Origin of the sequence: Ornithinimicrobium pulveris (assembly GCF_050261105.1) — a bacterium.
Classification (GTDB): domain Bacteria; phylum Actinomycetota; class Actinomycetes; order Actinomycetales; family Dermatophilaceae; genus Ornithinicoccus.
Genome location: NZ_CP189837.1, coordinates 2,898,719 through 2,915,653, shown reverse-complemented (window position 1 = coordinate 2,915,653; position 16,935 = coordinate 2,898,719). Strand labels below are relative to the sequence as shown.

Sequence of the window (16,935 nt, the reverse complement as noted above, 5' to 3'; positions counted from 1 at the left end):
CCCGCGCGTCCGGTGGGGCTGAAGGAGTGCACGCCGCGCGTCCGGTGAGAGAAGGGAGGGGTCAGGAGTCGCTGGCGACGATCGCCTCGCCCTCTTCGCGCAGCTCCACCTTGCGGATCTTGCCGGTCACCGTCATCGGGAATTCCTCGATGACCTGCACATAGCGAGGGATCTTGTAGTGCGCGAGCTGCCCGCGGCAGAACTCGCGCACCGCCTCCGCGTCCAGCGACGGCGCCCCCTCGCGCAGCCGCAGCCAGGCCATCAGCTCCTCGCCGTACTTCGCATCCGGCACCCCCACGACCTGCGAGTCCACCACGTCGGGGTGGCCCATCAGGAACTCCTCGACCTCCCGCGGAGAGATGTTCTCCCCTCCACGGATCACCATGTCCTTGATCCGTCCGGTGATCTCGACATAGCCCTCGTCATCCATCACCCCGATGTCCCCGGTGGCCATCCACCCGTCGGAGATCACCTCCTGGGTCCGCTCGGGCTCCTCCCAGTAGCCGAGCATCACCGAGTAGCCCTTTGTGCAGAACTCACCGGGCTCGCCCCGCCCGAGCACCTCGCGCGTCACCGGGTCCACGATCCGGATCTCCAGGTGCGGACCTACCCGGCCCACCGTGCCGACCTTCTTCTCAAAGGGGTCCGACGGGCTCGTCTGGGTCGATACCGGCGAGGTCTCGGTCATCCCGTAGCAGATCGTCATCTCGCGCACGCCGGCGTCGATCAGCCTGCGCATCACCGAGGCCGGACACAGCGAGCCGGCCATGATCCCGGTCCGCACCGTCGCCAGGTCGTCAGTCGAGAAGCCTTCTTCCCGCTCCATCATCTCGAACTCCGAGATGAACATCGTCGGCACGCCATACAGCGAGGTGCACTCCTCCTCCCGCACCGCCCCGCAGCGTCGCCGCGGGTCGAAGCCCGGCCCCGGGATCACCAATGCAGGCTCCGTGCGTGGTCGCCCCCAGGTTGCCCATCACCATCCCGAAGCAGTGGTAGAAGGGCACCGGGATGCAGATCCGGTCCCGCTCGGTATACCCGCACCCCTCACCCACGAAGTAGCCGTTGTTGAGGATGTTGCGGTGCGAGAGCGTCGCGCCCTTGGGGAAGCCGGTGGTCCCCGACGTGTACTGGATGTTGATCGGGTCGTCGGGCGACAGCGACCCCTGGATCTCCGCCAGCCGGTCCCGCGTCACCAGGTGCGCATCGTGCAGCAGCTCGGACCAGCGCTCGCCGCCGATCACCACCACATCGGCCAGCTCGGGGCAGGTGCCGCGCACCTCCTCGACCATCGCCGGGTAGTCGCTGCCCTTGAAACTCTCCGCGACCACGATCATCCGCACCCGGCCTGGTTTCAGCACGAAACTCCAGCTCGTGCGTCCGGTACGAGGGGTTGATGTTGACCAGGATCGCCCCGATCTTGGCCGTCGCGAACTGCACGAAGGTCCACTCCGCGCAGTTCGGCGCCCAGATCCCGACCCGGTCGCCGGTGCGCAGTCCTGCGGCGACCAATCCCCGAGCCAGCGTGTCCACGTCCGCCCGGAACTCGGCATACGTCCACCGTCTGCCCGTGGGCACCTCGACCAGGGCCTCGCGCTCGCCGTGGGCGGAGACGGTCGCGTCCAGGTTGTCCCCGATGGTCTGCTCGAGGAGAGGTATGTCGGTTCTCCCCGCTGCGTAGGCCGCCTCGGTGAGCGTGGGCTGGATGTCCGCCATGACCCCATCCTGCCCCTCATCACCACGAGGCGATAGCGGGCGGGCATACTCGGGCGCATGGAAGCCACCACCGACCCAGATCGAGGCTCGGGCGCCGAGCGCGACGCACGGATCCGGCAGCTCTCCCGCGACCACGTGCTCACCTCCTGGGTGGCGCAGAAGGCGATCTCGCCGGTGCCGCTGGCCGGTGGTGAGGGCGCCTGGTTCTGGGACTACGAGGGCACCCGCTATCTCGACTTCACCAGCCAACTGGTCTACGCGAACCTGGGCTACCAGCACCCCACGCTGACCGAGGCGATCCGCGAGGCGGCCACCGGTCTGACCACGATCGCGCCGGCCTTCGCCTCCGAATCCCGCGCGGAAGCGGCCGCCGCGATCGCCGAGCTGGCGCCCGAGGGACTGAGCAAGGTCTTCTTCACCAATGCCGGCGCGGAGGCCAACGAGAACGCGGTGCGGATGGCGCGCCTGCACACCGGTCGGCAGAAGGTGCTGGCCACCTACCGCAGCTATCACGGCGCCACCGAGGGGGCGATCGCGCTCACCGGTGAGCCGCGGCGCTGGGGCAGCGAACCCTCGGTTCCTGGGGTCGTGCACTTCTGGGGTCCCTACCTCTACCGCAGCGAGTTCTCCGCCAGCACCGAGCAGGAGGAGGGCGAGCGCGCCCTGGCCCACCTACGGCATACGGTCGAGGCCGAAGGCCCCCACCTGATCGCCGCGATCGTGCTGGAGACCGTGGTCGGCTCCAACGGGATCCTGGTCCCACCACCCGGCTACCTGGAGGGCGTCCGCGCCCTGTGCGACGAGCACGGGATCATGCTGATCCTGGACGAGGTGATGAGCGGTTTCGGGCGCACGGGTGCCTGGTTCGCGCTCGACCACTGGGGGGTGCGGCCCGACCTGATCGTCTTTGCCAAGGGCGTGAACTCCGGCTATGTGCCGCTGGGTGGTGTGATCCTGTCCGAGGAGATCGCGGCCACCTTCGACGAGCGGCCCTACCGGGCGGCCTGACGTACTCCGGCCACCCCCTCGCGACCGCCTCCGCCCTCGCCGCCATCCAGATCATGCGCGAGGAAGCACTGAACCAGCACGTCGTCGAGCTGGGCGAGCGCACCCTGGGGCCCACACTGCATACGCTGGGCGACCGGCACGAGATCGTCGGCGACGTCCGCGGCCTCGGGGCGTTCTGGCGGTCGAGCTGGTGGCCGACCGGGAGAGCCGGACGCCGCTGCCAGCGCAGAAGATGGCCGCCGTGACCAAGGCCTGCACGAACCGCGGCATGTGGCCGCTCGTGATGGGAAACCGGGTGCACATGGTGCCGCCCTGCGTGATCAGCCACGAGGACGCCGCCCGCGGCGTCGAGATCCTGGACGAGGCCCTCGAGGAGGTCGGAGCATGAACGAGCACGAGATGAACGAGCCCGGGACGGACCAGCCCGGAACGAACGGGACCGCCGCGCCGGAGGGAACGCGGCCGATCCAGAGCGCGCTGATCGAGGCGCACATCTCGGTCCCGGACGCCGAGACCGCTCAGCGCATCGCCGGTGACCTCACCGCCCGCCAGCTGTCCGCCTGCGCGCAGATCCTGGGCCCGATGACCTCCTACTACACCTGGAAGGGCGAGGTGCAGCGCTCGCAGGAGTGGTTGCTCCTGGTCAAGACCACCGAGGCCGCCTTCCCTGAGGTTGCCTCCACGGTGCGCCAGCAGCACCGCTACGACGTCCCCGAGATCATCGCGGTCCCGATCACGCACGCGCTCAGCGAGTACGGCGACTGGGTACGCAAGCACTCCGACGGCATCACCGATGACGAGGTGCAAAACGCCGACGCCTGACAACGCGAAAGGCCCCGGTCACCTGACCGGGGCCTTCGTGGTGGAGCGGGCGACGAGAATCGAACTCGCGTATTCAGCTTGGGAAGCTGATGTTCTACCATTGAACTACGCCCGCACGCGCGATCCGGACGGCGTCTGGATCGAAGAGCAATACTAGCCGGGTCGCGTCCGCCGACCAAGCCAGGGCCCCGTTACCCTGGGTGCGTGCTGCTCTCCGACCGTGACCTCCGAGCCCAGATCGACTCCGGGCGGGTTCAGCTGGACCCCTGGGACCCCGCGATGATCCAACCGTCGAGCATCGACGTGCGGCTCGACCGGTTCTTCCGGCTCTTCGACAACCACAAGTACCCGATGATCGATCCCGCCCAGGAGCAGCCCGAGTTGACCCGGTTGATCGAGGTCGATCAGGGGGAGACCTTCGTGCTGCACCCGGGTGAGTTCGTGCTCGGGTCCACGTTGGAGCAGGTCAGCTTGCCCGACGACGTGGCGGCGCGGGTCGAGGGCAAGAGCTCGCTAGGGCGTCTGGGGCTGCTCACGCACGCGACGGCCGGCTTCGTCGACCCCGGCTTCACCGGCCACGTCACCCTCGAGCTGTCGAATGTGGCGACGCTGCCGATCATCCTGCACCCGGGCATGAAGATCGGTCAGCTTTGCTTCTTCCAGCTCAGCTCCCCGGCCGAGCACCCCTACGGCACCTCCACCCGCGGCAGCCACTACCAGGGCCAGCGCGGCCCGACGGCCAGCCGCTCCTTCCAGAACTTCCACCGCACCTCCGTCGAGGGCTGAGGACCCGAGTCCCCGTATGACGCATCGCGCCTCCCCAGGTAGCCACCGGCGGGCAGACCGCCGGGGGCGTCGGCGTGCCCCGCGTCGTTCCGAGCAGCCGATGCGGCTCACCCAGCGAGGTCGGATCGTGGTCAGCGTGGCCGGCGCGGCCCTGGCAGGTGCGATCTTCGTCGTGCCGGAGCTGCTGAACAGTGGGCCGGGCGGGGCGTCGGCGGTGGCCGGGGTGGAGCAGGGTCTGGAGGTCGGGCAGGTGTCGGGGTCGGGCGGCCCGGCGCTGGTGCCCGCGCCGGGCGCGGGAGAAGCCGACGATCAGGGATCGGCGGGGGAGGGGGCGGCGCTGGGGTCGGTCGCCAGGGGAGTTCAGGAACTCAGCGGGCCCTTGGGGCCGGCGGCGGCCCTGACGCCGACGACCCTGGAGCAGGAGGAGCCGGAGCGGCTCTACACCCTCTTGACCAGGGACATCCCGGTCGATCCACTGCGCTATGCGCCGGAGGATCTGATGCCCGTGCAGGGTGGGCCCTATCAGGTGCGCGAGGAGGTGGCCGAGCAGCTGGAGCTGCTGCTCGAGGCGGCCGACCGTGAGGAGGTCGGGGTCATACGGGTGAACTCCGGCTTCCGCGACTACGACACCCAGGCTGGGACCTATCAGGACTGGGTGAACCGCACCGGCGTCCAGAACGCCAACCTGGTCTCGGCCCAGCCGGGCTACAGCGAGCACCAACTGGGGCTGGCGGTCGACCTGACCAGCGCCTGCGGTGGATTCCGGTGCTTCGGGGAGAGCCCGGAGGGGGAATGGGTGGCCGCGAACGCCCACCGGTTCGGGTTCATCATCCGCTACCCCGAGGACGGCTTCGAGGTGACCGGGTATGTCTACGAGCCGTGGCACCTGCGCTACGTCGGTCCGCGGGCGGCGTGGGCCATGCACCTGCAGGGCGAGCGCTACTGGGAGTACTTCCACGAGACCGCCCTGGAAGCCGCCGGCATCACCCCCTGACCTGGCACCCCCGTGTGCTTCGACCGGGGACCTCGTGTGTCGTGACCGGGGACTCGGTATGCGGCCACCGGCGACACCGATTGCCGCTATCGTGGACGCGACAGCGCGGGCCTTGGGGGCACCGCGGGGCGAGCAGGGAAGGACCTCGGCATGGGCGGGGGACGTGGGTCGAGGATGGTGGTGGCCGCGCTGGCCGCCCTGACCCTGGTAGCGGCGCCGATGGCCGCCGCGGCACCGGATGAGGCGGGGACTGCGGGTGAGACAGCCTCGGGCGTGACCGAGACCGATGGTGATTCCCCTGGCCAGCCCAAGTGGCCGGACGGGCCGCCGCCTGGCAGCGTGTATGAGCCTCACCTGCAGATCCCTGGCCCCTGGGAGGACCCACCTGGGGGAGAGGGCGCCGATGCGGATCAGGGGAGCGACGGCATACCGGCCTCGGTCCGCAACCAGGTCCCGACCGCGCGACTGTCGGGGACCAACCGCTACGCCACCGCGGTACAGGTCTCGCGCCACGTCTTCCCCCGGGGCGCGGACACGGTCTACCTGGCCCAGGGACAGTTGCTCGTCGACGCCCAGTCCGCCGGGTCGTTGACCGACGGACCGGTGCTGCTGATCCCCTCCTGCGGATCGGTGCCGAGCGCGGTGAGCGCCGAGATCGACCGGGTCGACCCCAGCACGGTGGTCGCGCTCGGGGGGACGGGATCGATCTGTGAGGACACGCTGCAGGCGGCTGCCGCGGGTCGTGCCACCGACCGGGTGTCGGGTGCAACCCGCTACGAGACGGCCGCGCTGATAGCGCAGCGGGCCTTCCCTGAGGGTGCGGCGACCGTGTATGTCGCGAACGGCCAGGGAGCCTGGTCACCCGACGCGCTGGTGGGCGGCACGCTCACCGATGGACCGGTGGTGCTGGTCGAGCGGGGGCGGGCGCCGGGGTCGAGCCGCGAGGCGATCGAGGCGCTGGCTCCGAGCACGGTCGTCGCGCTCGGCGGGGCTGGGGTGGTGTCGGACGCCACGCTGACCCGCGCGGCGGCGGGTCGACCGACCTCGCGGCTGGCGGGGGCCGACCGCTACGCGACCGCGGCGGCGGTGGCGCAGAAGGCCTTCGGCGGCCGGGCGAATGTTGCGTACGTCGCGCGCGGTGACGAGCCCGCCGACGCCGTGGTGGGCGGCACTCTCACGGCCGGGCCGGTGCTGCTGTCGCCGCCCACCTGTCGTGTGCTGCCGTCGGCGACCTGGCGGCACCTGAGCACCGCGAGGCCGGACCGGGTGATCGCGCTGGGCGGGACCGGGGCGGTGTGCTCCGAGCAGCTGGCCACGGCTGCGCGGATGTCGACGTTCACGGCGCTGGAGAGCGTTCGGGATCGGCACCTGCTCGACCTCATCACCAAGCGGCGGGCAATCGACCCGCTGAAGCTGGTGCCGGCCGACCTGGTGAACTTCCGCGGCGGCTCGCACCGGCTGCGCTCGGAGGTCTCGAGCCAGCTGGACGCGCTCTTCCGGGACGCGGCTGCGGCTGGACACCCTCAGCTGCACCTGACATCGGCCTTCCGGTCCTATGAGACCCAGCAGGCGACCTACGACTACTGGGTGCGGGTCCTGGGCCAGAAGGAAGCCGACCGGGTCTCTGCGCGGCCGGGTCACAGCGAGCATCAACTCGGTCAGGCGGCCGACATCTGGGGCCGCAGCTGCGACGGGCGGGACTGCTTCGGTTCGACGCCCGAGGGCCGGTGGGTCGCCGCGAACGCCTATCGCTACGGCTTCATCATTCGCTATCCGCGGGGCGGGGAGCCGGTCACCGGGTATGTCTGGGAGCCGTGGCACCTGCGCTATGTCGGTCCGCGGGCGGCCTGGATGATGAAGATCCGGGGCGAGATCTACTGGGAGTACTACCGGGCCCAGGCTGTCGGAGACTCGCGCGGCTTCTGAGCGTCCAGGCCACGCGGCTCGTGGCGCGGTCAATCAGGGGCGCTGCGGATCCTCGGGGTTGGGCTCCACCTCGGCATCGGCATCGGCCTCGGCCACCTCGGCATCGGCATCGGCCTCGGCCACCTCCACGTCGGCGTCCGCCTCGGCCACCTCCACGTCGGCCAAGGCCGCTGCTTGCTCCTCGGCCTCGAGCTCCTCGCCCCGCCGGACAGCCGCGAGCAGCATCTGGGCGACGTCGACGACCTCGACCTCCTCGCGGGCTCCCTCGGACTGCTTCTCGGTCAGTCCGTCGGAGAGCATCACCCGGCAGAAGGGGCAGCCGATCGCGATCCGGTCCGCGCCCGTGGCCAGCGCCTCCTCGGTGCGGTTGATGTTGATCCGGGTGCCGATCTTCTCCTCCATCCACATGCGCGCACCACCGGCGCCGCAGCAGAAGGACTTCTCGGCGTGCCGCGGCATCTCCCGCATCTCCACGCCCGGCAGCGCGCCGAGCAGCTCGCGCGGCGGTGCGTAGACCTGGTTGTGGCGACCCAGGTAGCAGGGGTCGTGATAGGTCACCGTCTCTGCGGTCGACGCGGCCCCGCTGGTGTCCGCACGGTCCGGTCGGGCCACCGGGGTGAGGCGCTTGTCGCGGACCAGCTTGTTGAGCAGCTGGGTGTGGTGCAGCACCTCGAACTGGCCACCGACCTGCGGGTACTCGTTCTTGATGGTGTTGAAGCAGTGCGCGCAGGTCACGACGATCTTGGTCGCGTTGACCTCCTTGAGCACCTCGACGTTTTGCATCGCGAGCATCTGGAAGAGGAACTCGTTGCCCGCCCGCCGCGCCGGGTCACCGGTGCAAGTCTCGCCATCGCCCAGCACCGCAAAGGACACCCCCGCCGTGTGGAGCAGCTCGGCCACCGCGCGGGTGGTCTTCTTGGCGCGGTCCTCGAAGGCGCCAGCGCAGCCGACCCAGAACAGGTAGTCGACCTCCGACAGGTCCTCCACGTCGGCGCCGGCCATCGGGATCTCGAAGTCGAGGTCCTTGGCCCAGTCCATCCGCAGCCGGGCGTTCATGCCCCACGGGTTGCCCTTGTTCTCGAGGTTCTTGAACAACCCGCCCAACTCGGTGGGGAAGGCCGACTCGATGAGGTTCTGGTAGCGGCGCATGTCGACGATCGCGTCCACGTGCTCGATGTCGACCGGGCACTGCTCGACGCACGCGCCGCAGGTGGTGCACGCCCACAGCACTTCGGGGTCGATGACCGCGCCTGCCGTGGGCACGGTCGGGTCACCCTCGGTCTCACCGACCAGGGGGCGCTGGGCCTCAAGGACGGCCGTGCCCGGTATGCCGTGAACCTTCTCCGCGAGCCCCTCACCGGAGTGCTCATCGAAGGTGCTCTGGGCCGCCTCGCGGTGGGCTTGATCGGCGAGCAGCCACGGCGCCTTGGCGTGGTGGTGGTCCCGCAGGTTCATCACCAGCATCTTGGGGGACAGGGGCTTGTCGGTCCGCCAGGCCGGGCACTGCTCCTGGCAGCGGCCGCACTCGGTGCAGGTGCTGAAGTCGAGCAGCCCCTTCCAGGTGAAGTCCTCGACCTTGCCTACGCCCAGCGCGGCGTCCTCGTCCAGATCCTCAATGTTCTCGAAGTCGATCGCCTCGCCGTCCACCGCAATCGGCTGCAGTTCAGCGAGGGAGGTGCGACCGTCCGGGTGGCGCTTGAACCAGATGTTGAAGAAGGCCAGGAAGCGGTGCCAGGCCACACCCATGGTCGGGGTGAGCGCAATGACGATCATCCAGGTCATCGAGATCAGGATCTTCAGCAGCGCCACGATCACGATGGCGTTCTCCAGGGTGCCCAGGGACCAACCCTCGAACATCCCGCCCAGCCAGGCGGTGAACGGGAAGTGCGCCAGATTGGCCCAGTCGGCCCCCATGAGCCGGCCCGCGGCATACTCCAGAGCGCGCAGCGCCACGATGCACAGGCCGACACCGAGGATGACGAACTCCACGAAGTAGGCCTGCCCGAAGTTGGACCCCCAGAAGCGAGAGCGGCGCCCCTCGCCTCGCGGGTGTTTCACCTGCCGAATGATGATCAGGGCGACGATCCCCACAATCGCGAGCCAGCCGAAGATCTCGAGCAACCACAGCCACGGGGCCCAATGACCGATCACCGGGAGCGCGAAGTGCGGGTCGAAGAGCTGGCCGTACGCGGTCACCAGGGTGAGGAAGAGCAATCCGAAGCTGATCATCACGAACCAGTGCGCCACCGCGACCACCGGCTTGCGCGCCATCCGGGTGTGGCCGAGGAACTCCTTGACCAGCGTCACAGTGCGCGCGCCGGGCTCATCGGTGCGGGTGGCGGGCTGGCCGAGACGGAAGCGGGCGACGAAAGCCGCGACCGTGCGCACGAACAGCGCCACCGCGGTCAGGGTGATCAGGGCCGCGACGACGATGGCGATGACCTGCAGGACGTCCATACCGGGAGGGTAGTGGTCCGGACCGACAACGTCCCCCGGAGGTCGATGGAATAACGTGGTGTTGCCTGTTGTATAACTCAGTGCGAGAGCTTTCCCCACGAACGAAAGGTTCACCTCCCGTGCCCGTCTACGACGACATCACCCAGATCATCGGCCGCACCCCGCTGGTCCGACTTAACCGCCTCACCGAGGGCATCGCCGACGGCGCCCAGGTGCTGGTCAAGCTGGAGTCGCAGAACCCCGCCAACTCGGTCAAGGACCGCATCGGCGCCGCCATCATCGACGCGGCGGTCGAGTCCGGCGAGCTCCAGCCCGGCGGCACCATCGTGGAGGGGACGTCCGGCAACACCGGCATCGCCCTGGCCATGGTGGGCGCGGCCCGCGGCTACAAGGTCGTGCTGGCCATGCCGGAGACCATGAGCCTGGAGCGTCGCGCCCTGCTGCGCGCGTATGGCGCCGAGCTCGTCCTGACCCCTGGCTCCGAGGGCATGCGCGGCGCGGTCGCCAAGGCCGATGAGATCGCCGAGACCACCGGCGCCGTCCGCGCCCGTCAGTTCGCCAACCCGGCGAATGTCGCCATCCACCGCGCCACCACCGGCCCGGAGATCTGGGAGGACACCGAGGGCGGGGTCGACATCTTCGTCTCCGGCGTCGGCACCGGCGGCACCATCACCGGTGGTGGTGGCTACCTGAAGGAGCAGAAGCCCGACCTTCATCTCGTCGCCGTCGAGCCGATCGACTCCCCGATCCTGTCCGGCGGGCAGCCGGGGCCGCACAAGATCCAGGGCCTGGGCGCGAACTTCGTGCCCGACATCCTGGATACCGACGTCTACGACGAGGTCTCCGACGTCTCCCTCGACGACGCGGTCCGCGTGGCCCGCGAGCTGGCGACCAAGGAAGGCATCCTGGCCGGCATCTCCTCCGGTGCCATCGTGCACGCCGCCCTGGAGATCGCCCGTCGCCCCGAGAGCGCCGGCAAGACGATCGTTGCCGTGGTCTGCGACTTCGGTGAGCGCTACCTGTCCACCGTGCTCTTCGAGGGGCTGACCGACTGATGCTCGCCGCACTGCTCGATGCCCCCCGCCGTGCCGCCGGGGTCCTCGGGCGTGCGGCGGACTCGGTCCGGGAGGACCTGGACGCCGCCATCGCCCGCGACCCCGCGACGACGAGCCGGCTGGAGATGGCGCTCGCCTCTCCCGGGCTGCACGCGGTGTGGACCCACCGCGTCAGCCACAGGCTGTGGCAGGGCGGCGCCAAGCTCCCGGCACGCCTGCTCTCCCAGGCCGCTCGGGCCGCCACCGGTGTGGAGATCCACCCCGGTGCCACGATCGGCCGACGGTTCTTCATCGACCACGGGATGGGCGTGGTGATCGGGGAGACCGCCGAGGTCGGTGACGACGTGATGCTCTATCACGGCGTCACCCTCGGCGGCCGGTCGCTCGAGCCGGTCAAGCGCCACCCCACGCTGGGCGACGGCGTGACCATCGGCGCCGGCGCGAAGGTGCTGGGCAATGTCACCCTGGGCCACGGCTCTCAGGTAGGTGCCAACGCCGTGGTCACCAAGGATGTCCCCGCGATGTGCGTGGCCACCGGGATCCCGGCCAAGACCCGCAACTGCGAGCCCGGCATCGATCCGGAGCAGGCCCTCTACGACGAGCCCGCACTCTGGATCTGAGGGTCGCCTCGGAGGCCTGAGCGCTCGCCTGACTCGCCTGAGCGCTCGCCTGACTCGCCTGTGTGCTGCGCCGGACCGGACGGGCTGCTCGGAGTCTGACTTTTCAAACATGCACAACGAGTGGGTTCCTCGCGCTGACCTGCGGTTTTACCGGCACGAGTTGCGTTGTGCATGTCTGAAAGCGCGGTGAGGTAGCTCTGGGCGGTCAGCCCAGACACCGCCCCCAGCCACCGCCCCACACAGCAGAAGGCCCGCCCCCAACAGGGGGCGGGCCTTCGTGGCTTTGCGCTATCGGCTCAGGGCCAACGGCGAGCTCAGGGGAGCTTCTCGCCACCCGGGCCGAAACCGGTGGCATCGACCTCGAGGACACCGTCCTCGGTCACCTGACCGGTCTCGTTCTCGTAGGTGCCGTCCAGCGAGGTGGTCTCGTGGCCGGTGACCTTCGACTTGGCCTGGTCGGCCAGCTCAGCGCCCTTGGCCTTGAGGTCCTCCGCGACCACGGGGGCCTTGGCCTTGACCTCTTCGACCTTGTCCTGCACGCGCGGGTCGGTCCAGAGCTTGTTGGCCTGGTCGGCGATCTGGTCGTAACGCTCGCGACCGGCACGCGCACCGAGCACGTAGCCGACCCCGGCTCCGATGAGCAGCCAGAACTTGTTCACCATGATTGACTCCTTCCGTCGTCAACGATTTCGCTCTTGAGCCTACCCACGGCAGGGGCAGGAGCGCACATCGAGACGCCCCGCGGGGGCATCAGCGGGACATCGGACCGCGGTGGAGTTCGGCGGAGGGTGTGGGATTTGAACCCACGGAGGTTTCCCTCGGGCGCTTTCAAGGCGCCTGCACTCGGCCACTATGCGAACCCTCCAGGTCCCGCCAGCAGCGGGTCCTCCCGCAATCATCCCATGCTCACCAGCCTTGATCCACGCCCCCGCCCGTATGCGGTCACTTCCGACTCCCGAGTAGGCCTTATCTCCTGCTACGGTTGGCACGGTCGACGTTGCATTTCCTTGGCAGTTACAAACTAGGCGCGAGCCTGGTCGCTGGGGGGTTCACCGCTCAACCGTCCTCCGCGCCCCGTGGAGGACCGCACCTAGCAGTACTGCAGAAAGAGAACGCAAGCATGGCACAGGGAACCGTGAAGTGGTTCAACGCTGAGAAGGGCTTCGGCTTCATCGCTCAGGATGGCGGTGGCCCCGACGTGTTCGTCCACTACTCGGCCATCGAGACCAACGGCTACAAGTCCCTCGAGGAGGCCCAGCGGGTCGAGTTCGAGGTCACCCAGAGCCCCAAGGGCCCGCAGGCCGACGCCGTTCGCCCGCTCTGAGCTGACGAACGCTCGACCACGAGCTGAAGACCAAGCCCCCGTCACCGCAAGGTGGCGGGGGCTTCGTCATGGGTCCTGCGCCTCAGTCGCAGACCGTCCCGATTTCGGCGAGCTCGTCGGGCGGCTGCGTGGTCTCCTCGTCCTCGCCCGGCGCGGTCGTGACCTCGGTGTCGTCGGGGGCGGTCGTCTCGGGCGCGGTCTCCACCGGCTCCTGCGTCGGCTCGACCGGCGGCGGCGGGTTGATCGCCTCCCAGACCTGGCCCCGGATCGAGGCGAAGTCGGGGTTGACCACGTTGGTGTTCTGGGCGGTGAACGGCAAGCTCTTGATCTTGCCCGCCTGGATCTGGAGCACAAGCTCGGCCCAGGTCGGCAGGTCGTCCTGCGGCAGGTCGGTGACGACGTTGTTACCCACGGCGGTGATGATCTGGGGGTAACGCTGCAGCATCCGCAGCGGGTCCGCCTGGTCGATGACCGCGGCCACCATGCACCGCTGCCGGCGCATCCGGCTGAAATCGTCGGTGGTCACGCGCGAGCGGGAGTAGCCCAGCGCCTGGTTGCCGTTGAGATGCTGCACGCCCTCCTCGATCCACTCCAACTGGGGAGAGTTGGGGTCCATCTGTAGGCGCCCCTCCCAGTCGGTGTAGGTGCGGGCGTTGATCGGGATGCGCTCCGGGACGGTGATCGTCACCCCACCCATCGCGTCGATGAGATCCTCGAAGCCCTGCAGGTTGACCACGACCGAGTGGTGGATCTTCAGGCCCAGGACAGCGCCGATGACATCCCGCGTCGCTGTCAGCCCGGGCGTGGGGTCGCCGGTGAACCAGCCGGGGTTCTCATCGGCCAGCGCCTCGGCCTCGGTCCAGATGCCGTTCATCAGGCAGGCGTCGCCGCAGTCGTAACCGTTGGGCCACGCGCGGTGCAGCGGGCTGCTGCGCGGGATCGGCACCCGCTCCAGGTTGCGGGGGATGGAGAAGAGCACGGTGTCGCCGGTGTGGGTGTCGATGCTGGCGACCATCATGGTGTCGGTGCGGGTGCCCTCGCGCGCCTCCGCAGCGTCCGACCCGAGCAGCAGCACGTTGACGCGCGGCAGCGTCTCCCATGGGTCCTCGGGCTTCTCGCTGAGCACCGAGGTCGGCTCGGGGTCGCCGGGCTTGGTCGGCTGGTTGAAGACCTTGTCCATCGCCTCGATGTGCGGGGTGATGTACTGCAGCCCCAGCGCGGCCGGCGTAGAAACCGCCAGGCAGAGCAGGCCGGTGAAGGCCGCCAGCCCGGTCCGCTGCCCGAGGGACATCGAGCGGGGCCGGGCCAGGAGCGCGGTGAAGGCGATCGCGCCGATCCACACGATGGTCCCGGCCACCAGCACGCCCAGGATCACCCGGAGACGGTCCTCGTCGGAGGCAGTGAGCAGGGCCGAGCGCGTCAGGCCCGTGCGGGCGACATAGACGCCCAGGGCGAGCAGAGTCCCCACGGCGATGGCGACGAGGACGGCGCCGATCTTCCACGCCTTGGTGCGCAGCAGGCCGGAGCCTGGCAGCAGCGCGGACAGCGCGGTCAGCCCGTAGGCGCGAGGGAGGGTGCGGCCAGCGCTGCCCGATTGAGCACGCAACCATTCATCACGGGTGCGGTAGGTCGCATGCGCGCCACCTGCGCCCTCGTGCTCATCAGTCATTGAGCCCGCACACCTTTCACCAGATCTAGCCGACATCATGTACTACCAGCCATCGCTGGTGAAGGGCTGGGAGCCCTGTTTGGCCCAGGACCTCGCGGCAGGTACCCTGATCTGCGGATCTGGAGGCGTCGCCTAGTCTGGTCTATGGCGCCCGCCTGCTAAGCGGGTTTGGGGTTTATAGCCCCATCGAGGGTTCAAATCCCTCCGCCTCCGCCAGTTTCGTCAAGGAGACCCCCGGCCGATGCGGCCGGGGGTCTCCTTGTGTCCGGGGGAGAAACGGCATACCGGGCCCGGTATGCCGTTTCCCACCTGCTAGACGGCCGCGCCGGTCCCCGAGTCGTCCACGGGGCCACGGCCGGCGTCGTCGTCCTGCGTCGCCTCGTCCGTGCCGGGCTCGACGCCCTCCTGGGCCTCGGGGTCTTCGGCGTCGGCGCCCTCGTCGGAGGTCGGATCCTCGTCGGAGTCCGAGCCGGAGCCGTCCTCAGCGCTCGGGTCCTGCTCATCACCCGGGTCGCCCTCGGCGGCATCGGCCTTGTCGTCGGCCTCCTCGACCTCATCCGGCCCCGCGCCGCGCAGCGCGTCGTCAAGGTGCTCGACCTGCTCCTGGATCTCCTCCATGCCCGGGGGCAGCGGCTCCTGGGCCAGGATCGGCTCCCCCTCGCGGGGCCCGGGGACCTCGCCCGGCACGATGGCCATCAGACCTTCGCCTCCTCAAGCCGCTGCTCCAAGGTGGACAGCTCATCCTCCAGGGCGCTGGGCAGGGACTCACCGAACTTGTCGAACCACTCGCGGATGAGGGGCAGCTCCTTCTCCCACTCGGCCGCGTTGAAGGCCAACGCCTTCTCGACGTCCTCGGTGCTGGTGTCCAGGCCCTGCGTGTCGATGTCCTCCGCGTGCGGCAGGTAGCCGATGGGGGACTCGGCCGCCTCGACCTCGCCCTCCAGCCGGTCCACCATCCACTTCAGCACCCGGGTGTTCTCGCCGAAGCCGGGCCACAGGAAACCCCCGTCCTCGTCGCGGCGGAACCAGTTCACCAGGAAGATCTTGGGCAACTTGTCCGCGTCGGCGGACTTGCCGACCTCAAGCCAGTGGTTGAGGTAGTCACCGGCGTTGTAGCCGATGAAGGGCAGCATCGCCATCGGGTCACGGCGGACCACGCCGACCGCGCCCGTCGCCGCCGCGGTGGTCTCCGAGGAGAGCGTGGCGCCGATGAAGGTGCCGTGCTGCCAGTCGCGGGACTCGGCCACCAGCGGCACCGTGGTCTTGCGCCGACCGCCGAACATGATCGCCGAGATCGGCACCCCGTTGGGCTCGTCGTACTCCTCGGCCAGGGTCGGGCACTGCTTGATCGGCGTGCAGAAGCGGCTGTTGGGGTGGCTGGACAGGGTGTCCGAGTCAGGGGTCCAGGCGTTGCCGTGCCAGTCGGTGAGCTCGGCCGGCTTCTCCTTGGTCATGCCTTCCCACCAGACGTCACCGTCCGGGGTGGTGGCGACATTGGTGAAGACTGAGTTGCCCTTCTCGATGGTGTCCATCGCGATCGGGTTCGTGTCGCGACCCGTCCCCGGCGCCACGCCGAACAGACCGAATTCTGGATTCACGGCATACAGGCGACCATCGGGACCAAAGCGCATCCAGGAGATGTCGTCGCCAACGATCTCGGCCTCCCAGCCCTCCAGCGTCGACTGGATCATGGCGAGGTTGGTCTTGCCGCAGGCGGAGGGGAAGGCGCCGGCGATGTAGTGCGTCTTGCCCTCAGGGTTGGTGAGCTTGAGGATCAGCATGTGCTCGGCGAGCCAGCCTTCGTCGCGCGCCATCACCGAGGCGATCCGCAGCGCGTAGCACTTCTTGCCCAGCAGCGCGTTGCCGCCGTAGCCCGATCCGTAGGACCAGATCGCCCGCTCCTCGGGGAAGTGGGAGATGTACTTGGTCTCCGAGCACGGCCACGGCACGTCCTCCTGGCCCTCCTCCAGCGGAGCGCCGACCGAGTGCAGACCCTTGACGTAGGGGGCGTCGCCCTCCTCGATCGCGCGCAGCACGTCCGCGCCGATGCGGGCCATCACGCGCATCGAGGCGACCACGTAGGGGGAGTCGGTGATCTCGACGCCGAACTTCGGGTCGTCGGCCTCGATGTGACCCATGACGAAGGGGATGACGTACATCGTCCGCCCCTTCATGCTGCCCTCGAAGAGCGGCCACATGGTGTCCTTCATCTCCTGCGGCGCCATCCAGTTGTTGGTGTGGCCGGCGTCCTTCTCCTCCACCGAGCAGATGTAGGTGCGGTCCTCCACGCGCGCGACATCCTGGGGGTCGGACAGGGCGTGATAGCTGTTGGGCTTCTTGTCGTCGGCGAGCTTGGTGAAGGTGCCGGCGGCGACGAGCTCGTCGTAGATCCCCTCGATCTCCTCCTCGGACCCATCGATCCAGACGATCCGGTCCGGGGTGGTGTGGGCGGCCACCTCCTTCACCCAGGTGTCGAGCTCCGTGTGGCTGGTGCCACCGATGGTCGTGATCTCCTGCATCAGAAGGTGTCCCTTTCCCGGCGCCCACGCCGGACTCGT

General features: G+C 69.1%; 11 protein-coding genes, 3 tRNA genes and 3 pseudogenes. 9 read left to right on the top strand and 8 right to left on the bottom strand.

Features of this window, described 5'->3' with window-relative positions; genetic code table 11:
* Nucleotides 1-61: 61 nt before the first annotated feature.
* Nucleotides 62-1,716 (bottom strand): annotated as a pseudogene (locus ACQBAT_RS13695) (AMP-binding protein).
* A gap of 57 nt (nucleotides 1,717-1,773) precedes the next feature.
* Between ACQBAT_RS13695 and ACQBAT_RS13690 the strand changes: the two are divergent.
* Both ACQBAT_RS13690 and cutA read left to right on the top strand, forming a co-directional pair.
* Nucleotides 1,774-3,112 (top strand): annotated as a pseudogene (locus ACQBAT_RS13690) (aminotransferase class III-fold pyridoxal phosphate-dependent enzyme).
* The gene (gene cutA, locus ACQBAT_RS13685; RefSeq protein WP_420747404.1) at nucleotides 3,109-3,546 is read left to right on the top strand and encodes a divalent-cation tolerance protein CutA; all 438 of its coding nucleotides are present in this window, start codon (nucleotides 3,109-3,111) and stop codon (nucleotides 3,544-3,546) included. The pseudogene ACQBAT_RS13690 and the gene cutA overlap by 4 nt, the downstream one beginning before the upstream one ends.
* Nucleotides 3,547-3,587: 41 nt before the next feature.
* Here the strand turns inward: cutA and ACQBAT_RS13680 are convergent.
* A tRNA-Gly gene (locus tag ACQBAT_RS13680) sits at nucleotides 3,588-3,661 on the bottom strand.
* Nucleotides 3,662-3,750: 89 nt separating this feature from the next.
* On the opposite strand from ACQBAT_RS13680, the gene dcd reads away from it, so the two are divergent.
* The 3 genes and pseudogenes from dcd to ACQBAT_RS13665 all read left to right on the top strand — a co-directional run bounded on the left by dcd (nucleotide 3,751) and on the right by ACQBAT_RS13665 (nucleotide 7,252).
* Complete coding sequence (dcd, locus tag ACQBAT_RS13675; protein WP_420747403.1) at nucleotides 3,751-4,332, top strand: dCTP deaminase; 582 nt, start codon at nucleotides 3,751-3,753, stop codon at nucleotides 4,330-4,332.
* 16 nt (nucleotides 4,333-4,348) lie between these two features.
* Nucleotides 4,349-5,237 (top strand): annotated as a pseudogene (locus tag ACQBAT_RS13670) (M15 family metallopeptidase); the annotation flags it as partial.
* 239 nt (nucleotides 5,238-5,476) lie between these two features.
* A complete protein-coding gene (locus tag ACQBAT_RS13665) occupies nucleotides 5,477-7,252 on the top strand; it encodes a cell wall-binding repeat-containing protein (protein ID WP_420747402.1) in 1,776 nt (591 codons plus the stop codon).
* 33 nt (nucleotides 7,253-7,285) lie between these two features.
* Here ACQBAT_RS13665 and ACQBAT_RS13660 read toward each other — a convergent pair whose 3' ends face one another.
* Nucleotides 7,286-9,709, bottom strand: a complete 2,424-nt coding sequence (locus ACQBAT_RS13660; protein WP_420747401.1) for a (Fe-S)-binding protein — start codon at nucleotides 9,707-9,709, stop codon at nucleotides 7,286-7,288.
* A 119-nt stretch (nucleotides 9,710-9,828) separates the two neighbouring features.
* On the opposite strand from ACQBAT_RS13660, the gene cysK reads away from it, so the two are divergent.
* Entirely contained in the window at nucleotides 9,829-10,764 is a 936-nt protein-coding gene (gene cysK, locus ACQBAT_RS13655; protein ID WP_420747400.1) for a cysteine synthase A, read from the top strand.
* Nucleotides 10,764-11,384 carry a serine O-acetyltransferase EpsC gene (epsC, locus tag ACQBAT_RS13650; protein WP_420747399.1) on the top strand — a complete coding sequence of 207 codons (621 nt, stop codon included), beginning with the start codon at nucleotides 10,764-10,766 and terminating at the stop codon, nucleotides 11,382-11,384. The genes cysK and epsC overlap by 1 nt, the downstream gene beginning before the upstream one ends.
* A gap of 314 nt (nucleotides 11,385-11,698) precedes the next feature.
* On the opposite strand, the gene ACQBAT_RS13645 is transcribed toward epsC, so the two are convergent.
* Together ACQBAT_RS13645 and ACQBAT_RS13640 are read right to left on the bottom strand one after the other, a co-directional pair.
* Nucleotides 11,699-12,046 (bottom strand): YtxH domain-containing protein, encoded by a 348-nt coding sequence (locus ACQBAT_RS13645; RefSeq protein WP_420747398.1) that lies wholly within the window; start codon nucleotides 12,044-12,046, stop codon nucleotides 11,699-11,701.
* Between the two features lie 120 nt (nucleotides 12,047-12,166).
* Nucleotides 12,167-12,249, bottom strand: a tRNA-Ser gene (locus ACQBAT_RS13640).
* A 255-nt stretch (nucleotides 12,250-12,504) separates the two neighbouring features.
* Between ACQBAT_RS13640 and ACQBAT_RS13635 the strand changes: the two genes are divergently transcribed.
* Nucleotides 12,505-12,708 (top strand): cold-shock protein, encoded by a 204-nt coding sequence (locus ACQBAT_RS13635; protein ID WP_420747397.1) that lies wholly within the window; start codon nucleotides 12,505-12,507, stop codon nucleotides 12,706-12,708.
* Between the two features lie 82 nt (nucleotides 12,709-12,790).
* On the opposite strand, the gene ACQBAT_RS13630 is transcribed toward ACQBAT_RS13635, so the two are convergent.
* Entirely contained in the window at nucleotides 12,791-14,377 is a 1,587-nt protein-coding gene (locus ACQBAT_RS13630; RefSeq protein ID WP_420747396.1) for an LCP family protein, read from the bottom strand.
* A 121-nt stretch (nucleotides 14,378-14,498) separates the two neighbouring features.
* Here ACQBAT_RS13630 and ACQBAT_RS13625 point away from each other — a divergent pair.
* Nucleotides 14,499-14,593: transfer RNA gene (locus ACQBAT_RS13625), tRNA-Ser, on the top strand.
* 96 nt (nucleotides 14,594-14,689) lie between these two features.
* On the opposite strand, the gene ACQBAT_RS13620 is transcribed toward ACQBAT_RS13625, so the two are convergent.
* Nucleotides 14,690-15,073 carry a hypothetical protein gene (locus tag ACQBAT_RS13620; protein ID WP_420747395.1) on the bottom strand — a complete coding sequence of 128 codons (384 nt, stop codon included), beginning with the start codon at nucleotides 15,071-15,073 and terminating at the stop codon, nucleotides 14,690-14,692.
* Nucleotides 15,073-16,896 (bottom strand): phosphoenolpyruvate carboxykinase (GTP), encoded by a 1,824-nt coding sequence (locus tag ACQBAT_RS13615; protein ID WP_420747394.1) that lies wholly within the window; start codon nucleotides 16,894-16,896, stop codon nucleotides 15,073-15,075. Before ACQBAT_RS13615 ends, ACQBAT_RS13620 begins: the two co-directional genes overlap by 1 nt.
* Nucleotides 16,897-16,935: the final 39 nt, after the last annotated feature.

Coding starts and splice junctions, on each gene's coding strand:
- epsC (WP_420747399.1), top strand. CDS start 10,764: ATGCTCGCCGCACTGCTCGATGCCCCCCGCCGTGCCGCCGGGGTCCTC.
- ACQBAT_RS13630 (WP_420747396.1), bottom strand. CDS start 14,377: ATGACTGATGAGCACGAGGGCGCAGGTGGCGCGCATGCGACCTACCGC.
- ACQBAT_RS13645 (WP_420747398.1), bottom strand. CDS start 12,046: ATGGTGAACAAGTTCTGGCTGCTCATCGGAGCCGGGGTCGGCTACGTG.
- ACQBAT_RS13665 (WP_420747402.1), top strand. CDS start 5,477: ATGGGCGGGGGACGTGGGTCGAGGATGGTGGTGGCCGCGCTGGCCGCC.
- ACQBAT_RS13620 (WP_420747395.1), bottom strand. CDS start 15,073: ATGGCCATCGTGCCGGGCGAGGTCCCCGGGCCCCGCGAGGGGGAGCCG.
- ACQBAT_RS13615 (WP_420747394.1), bottom strand. CDS start 16,896: ATGCAGGAGATCACGACCATCGGTGGCACCAGCCACACGGAGCTCGAC.
- ACQBAT_RS13635 (WP_420747397.1), top strand. CDS start 12,505: ATGGCACAGGGAACCGTGAAGTGGTTCAACGCTGAGAAGGGCTTCGGC.
- ACQBAT_RS13660 (WP_420747401.1), bottom strand. CDS start 9,709: ATGGACGTCCTGCAGGTCATCGCCATCGTCGTCGCGGCCCTGATCACC.
- cutA (WP_420747404.1), top strand. CDS start 3,109: ATGAACGAGCACGAGATGAACGAGCCCGGGACGGACCAGCCCGGAACG.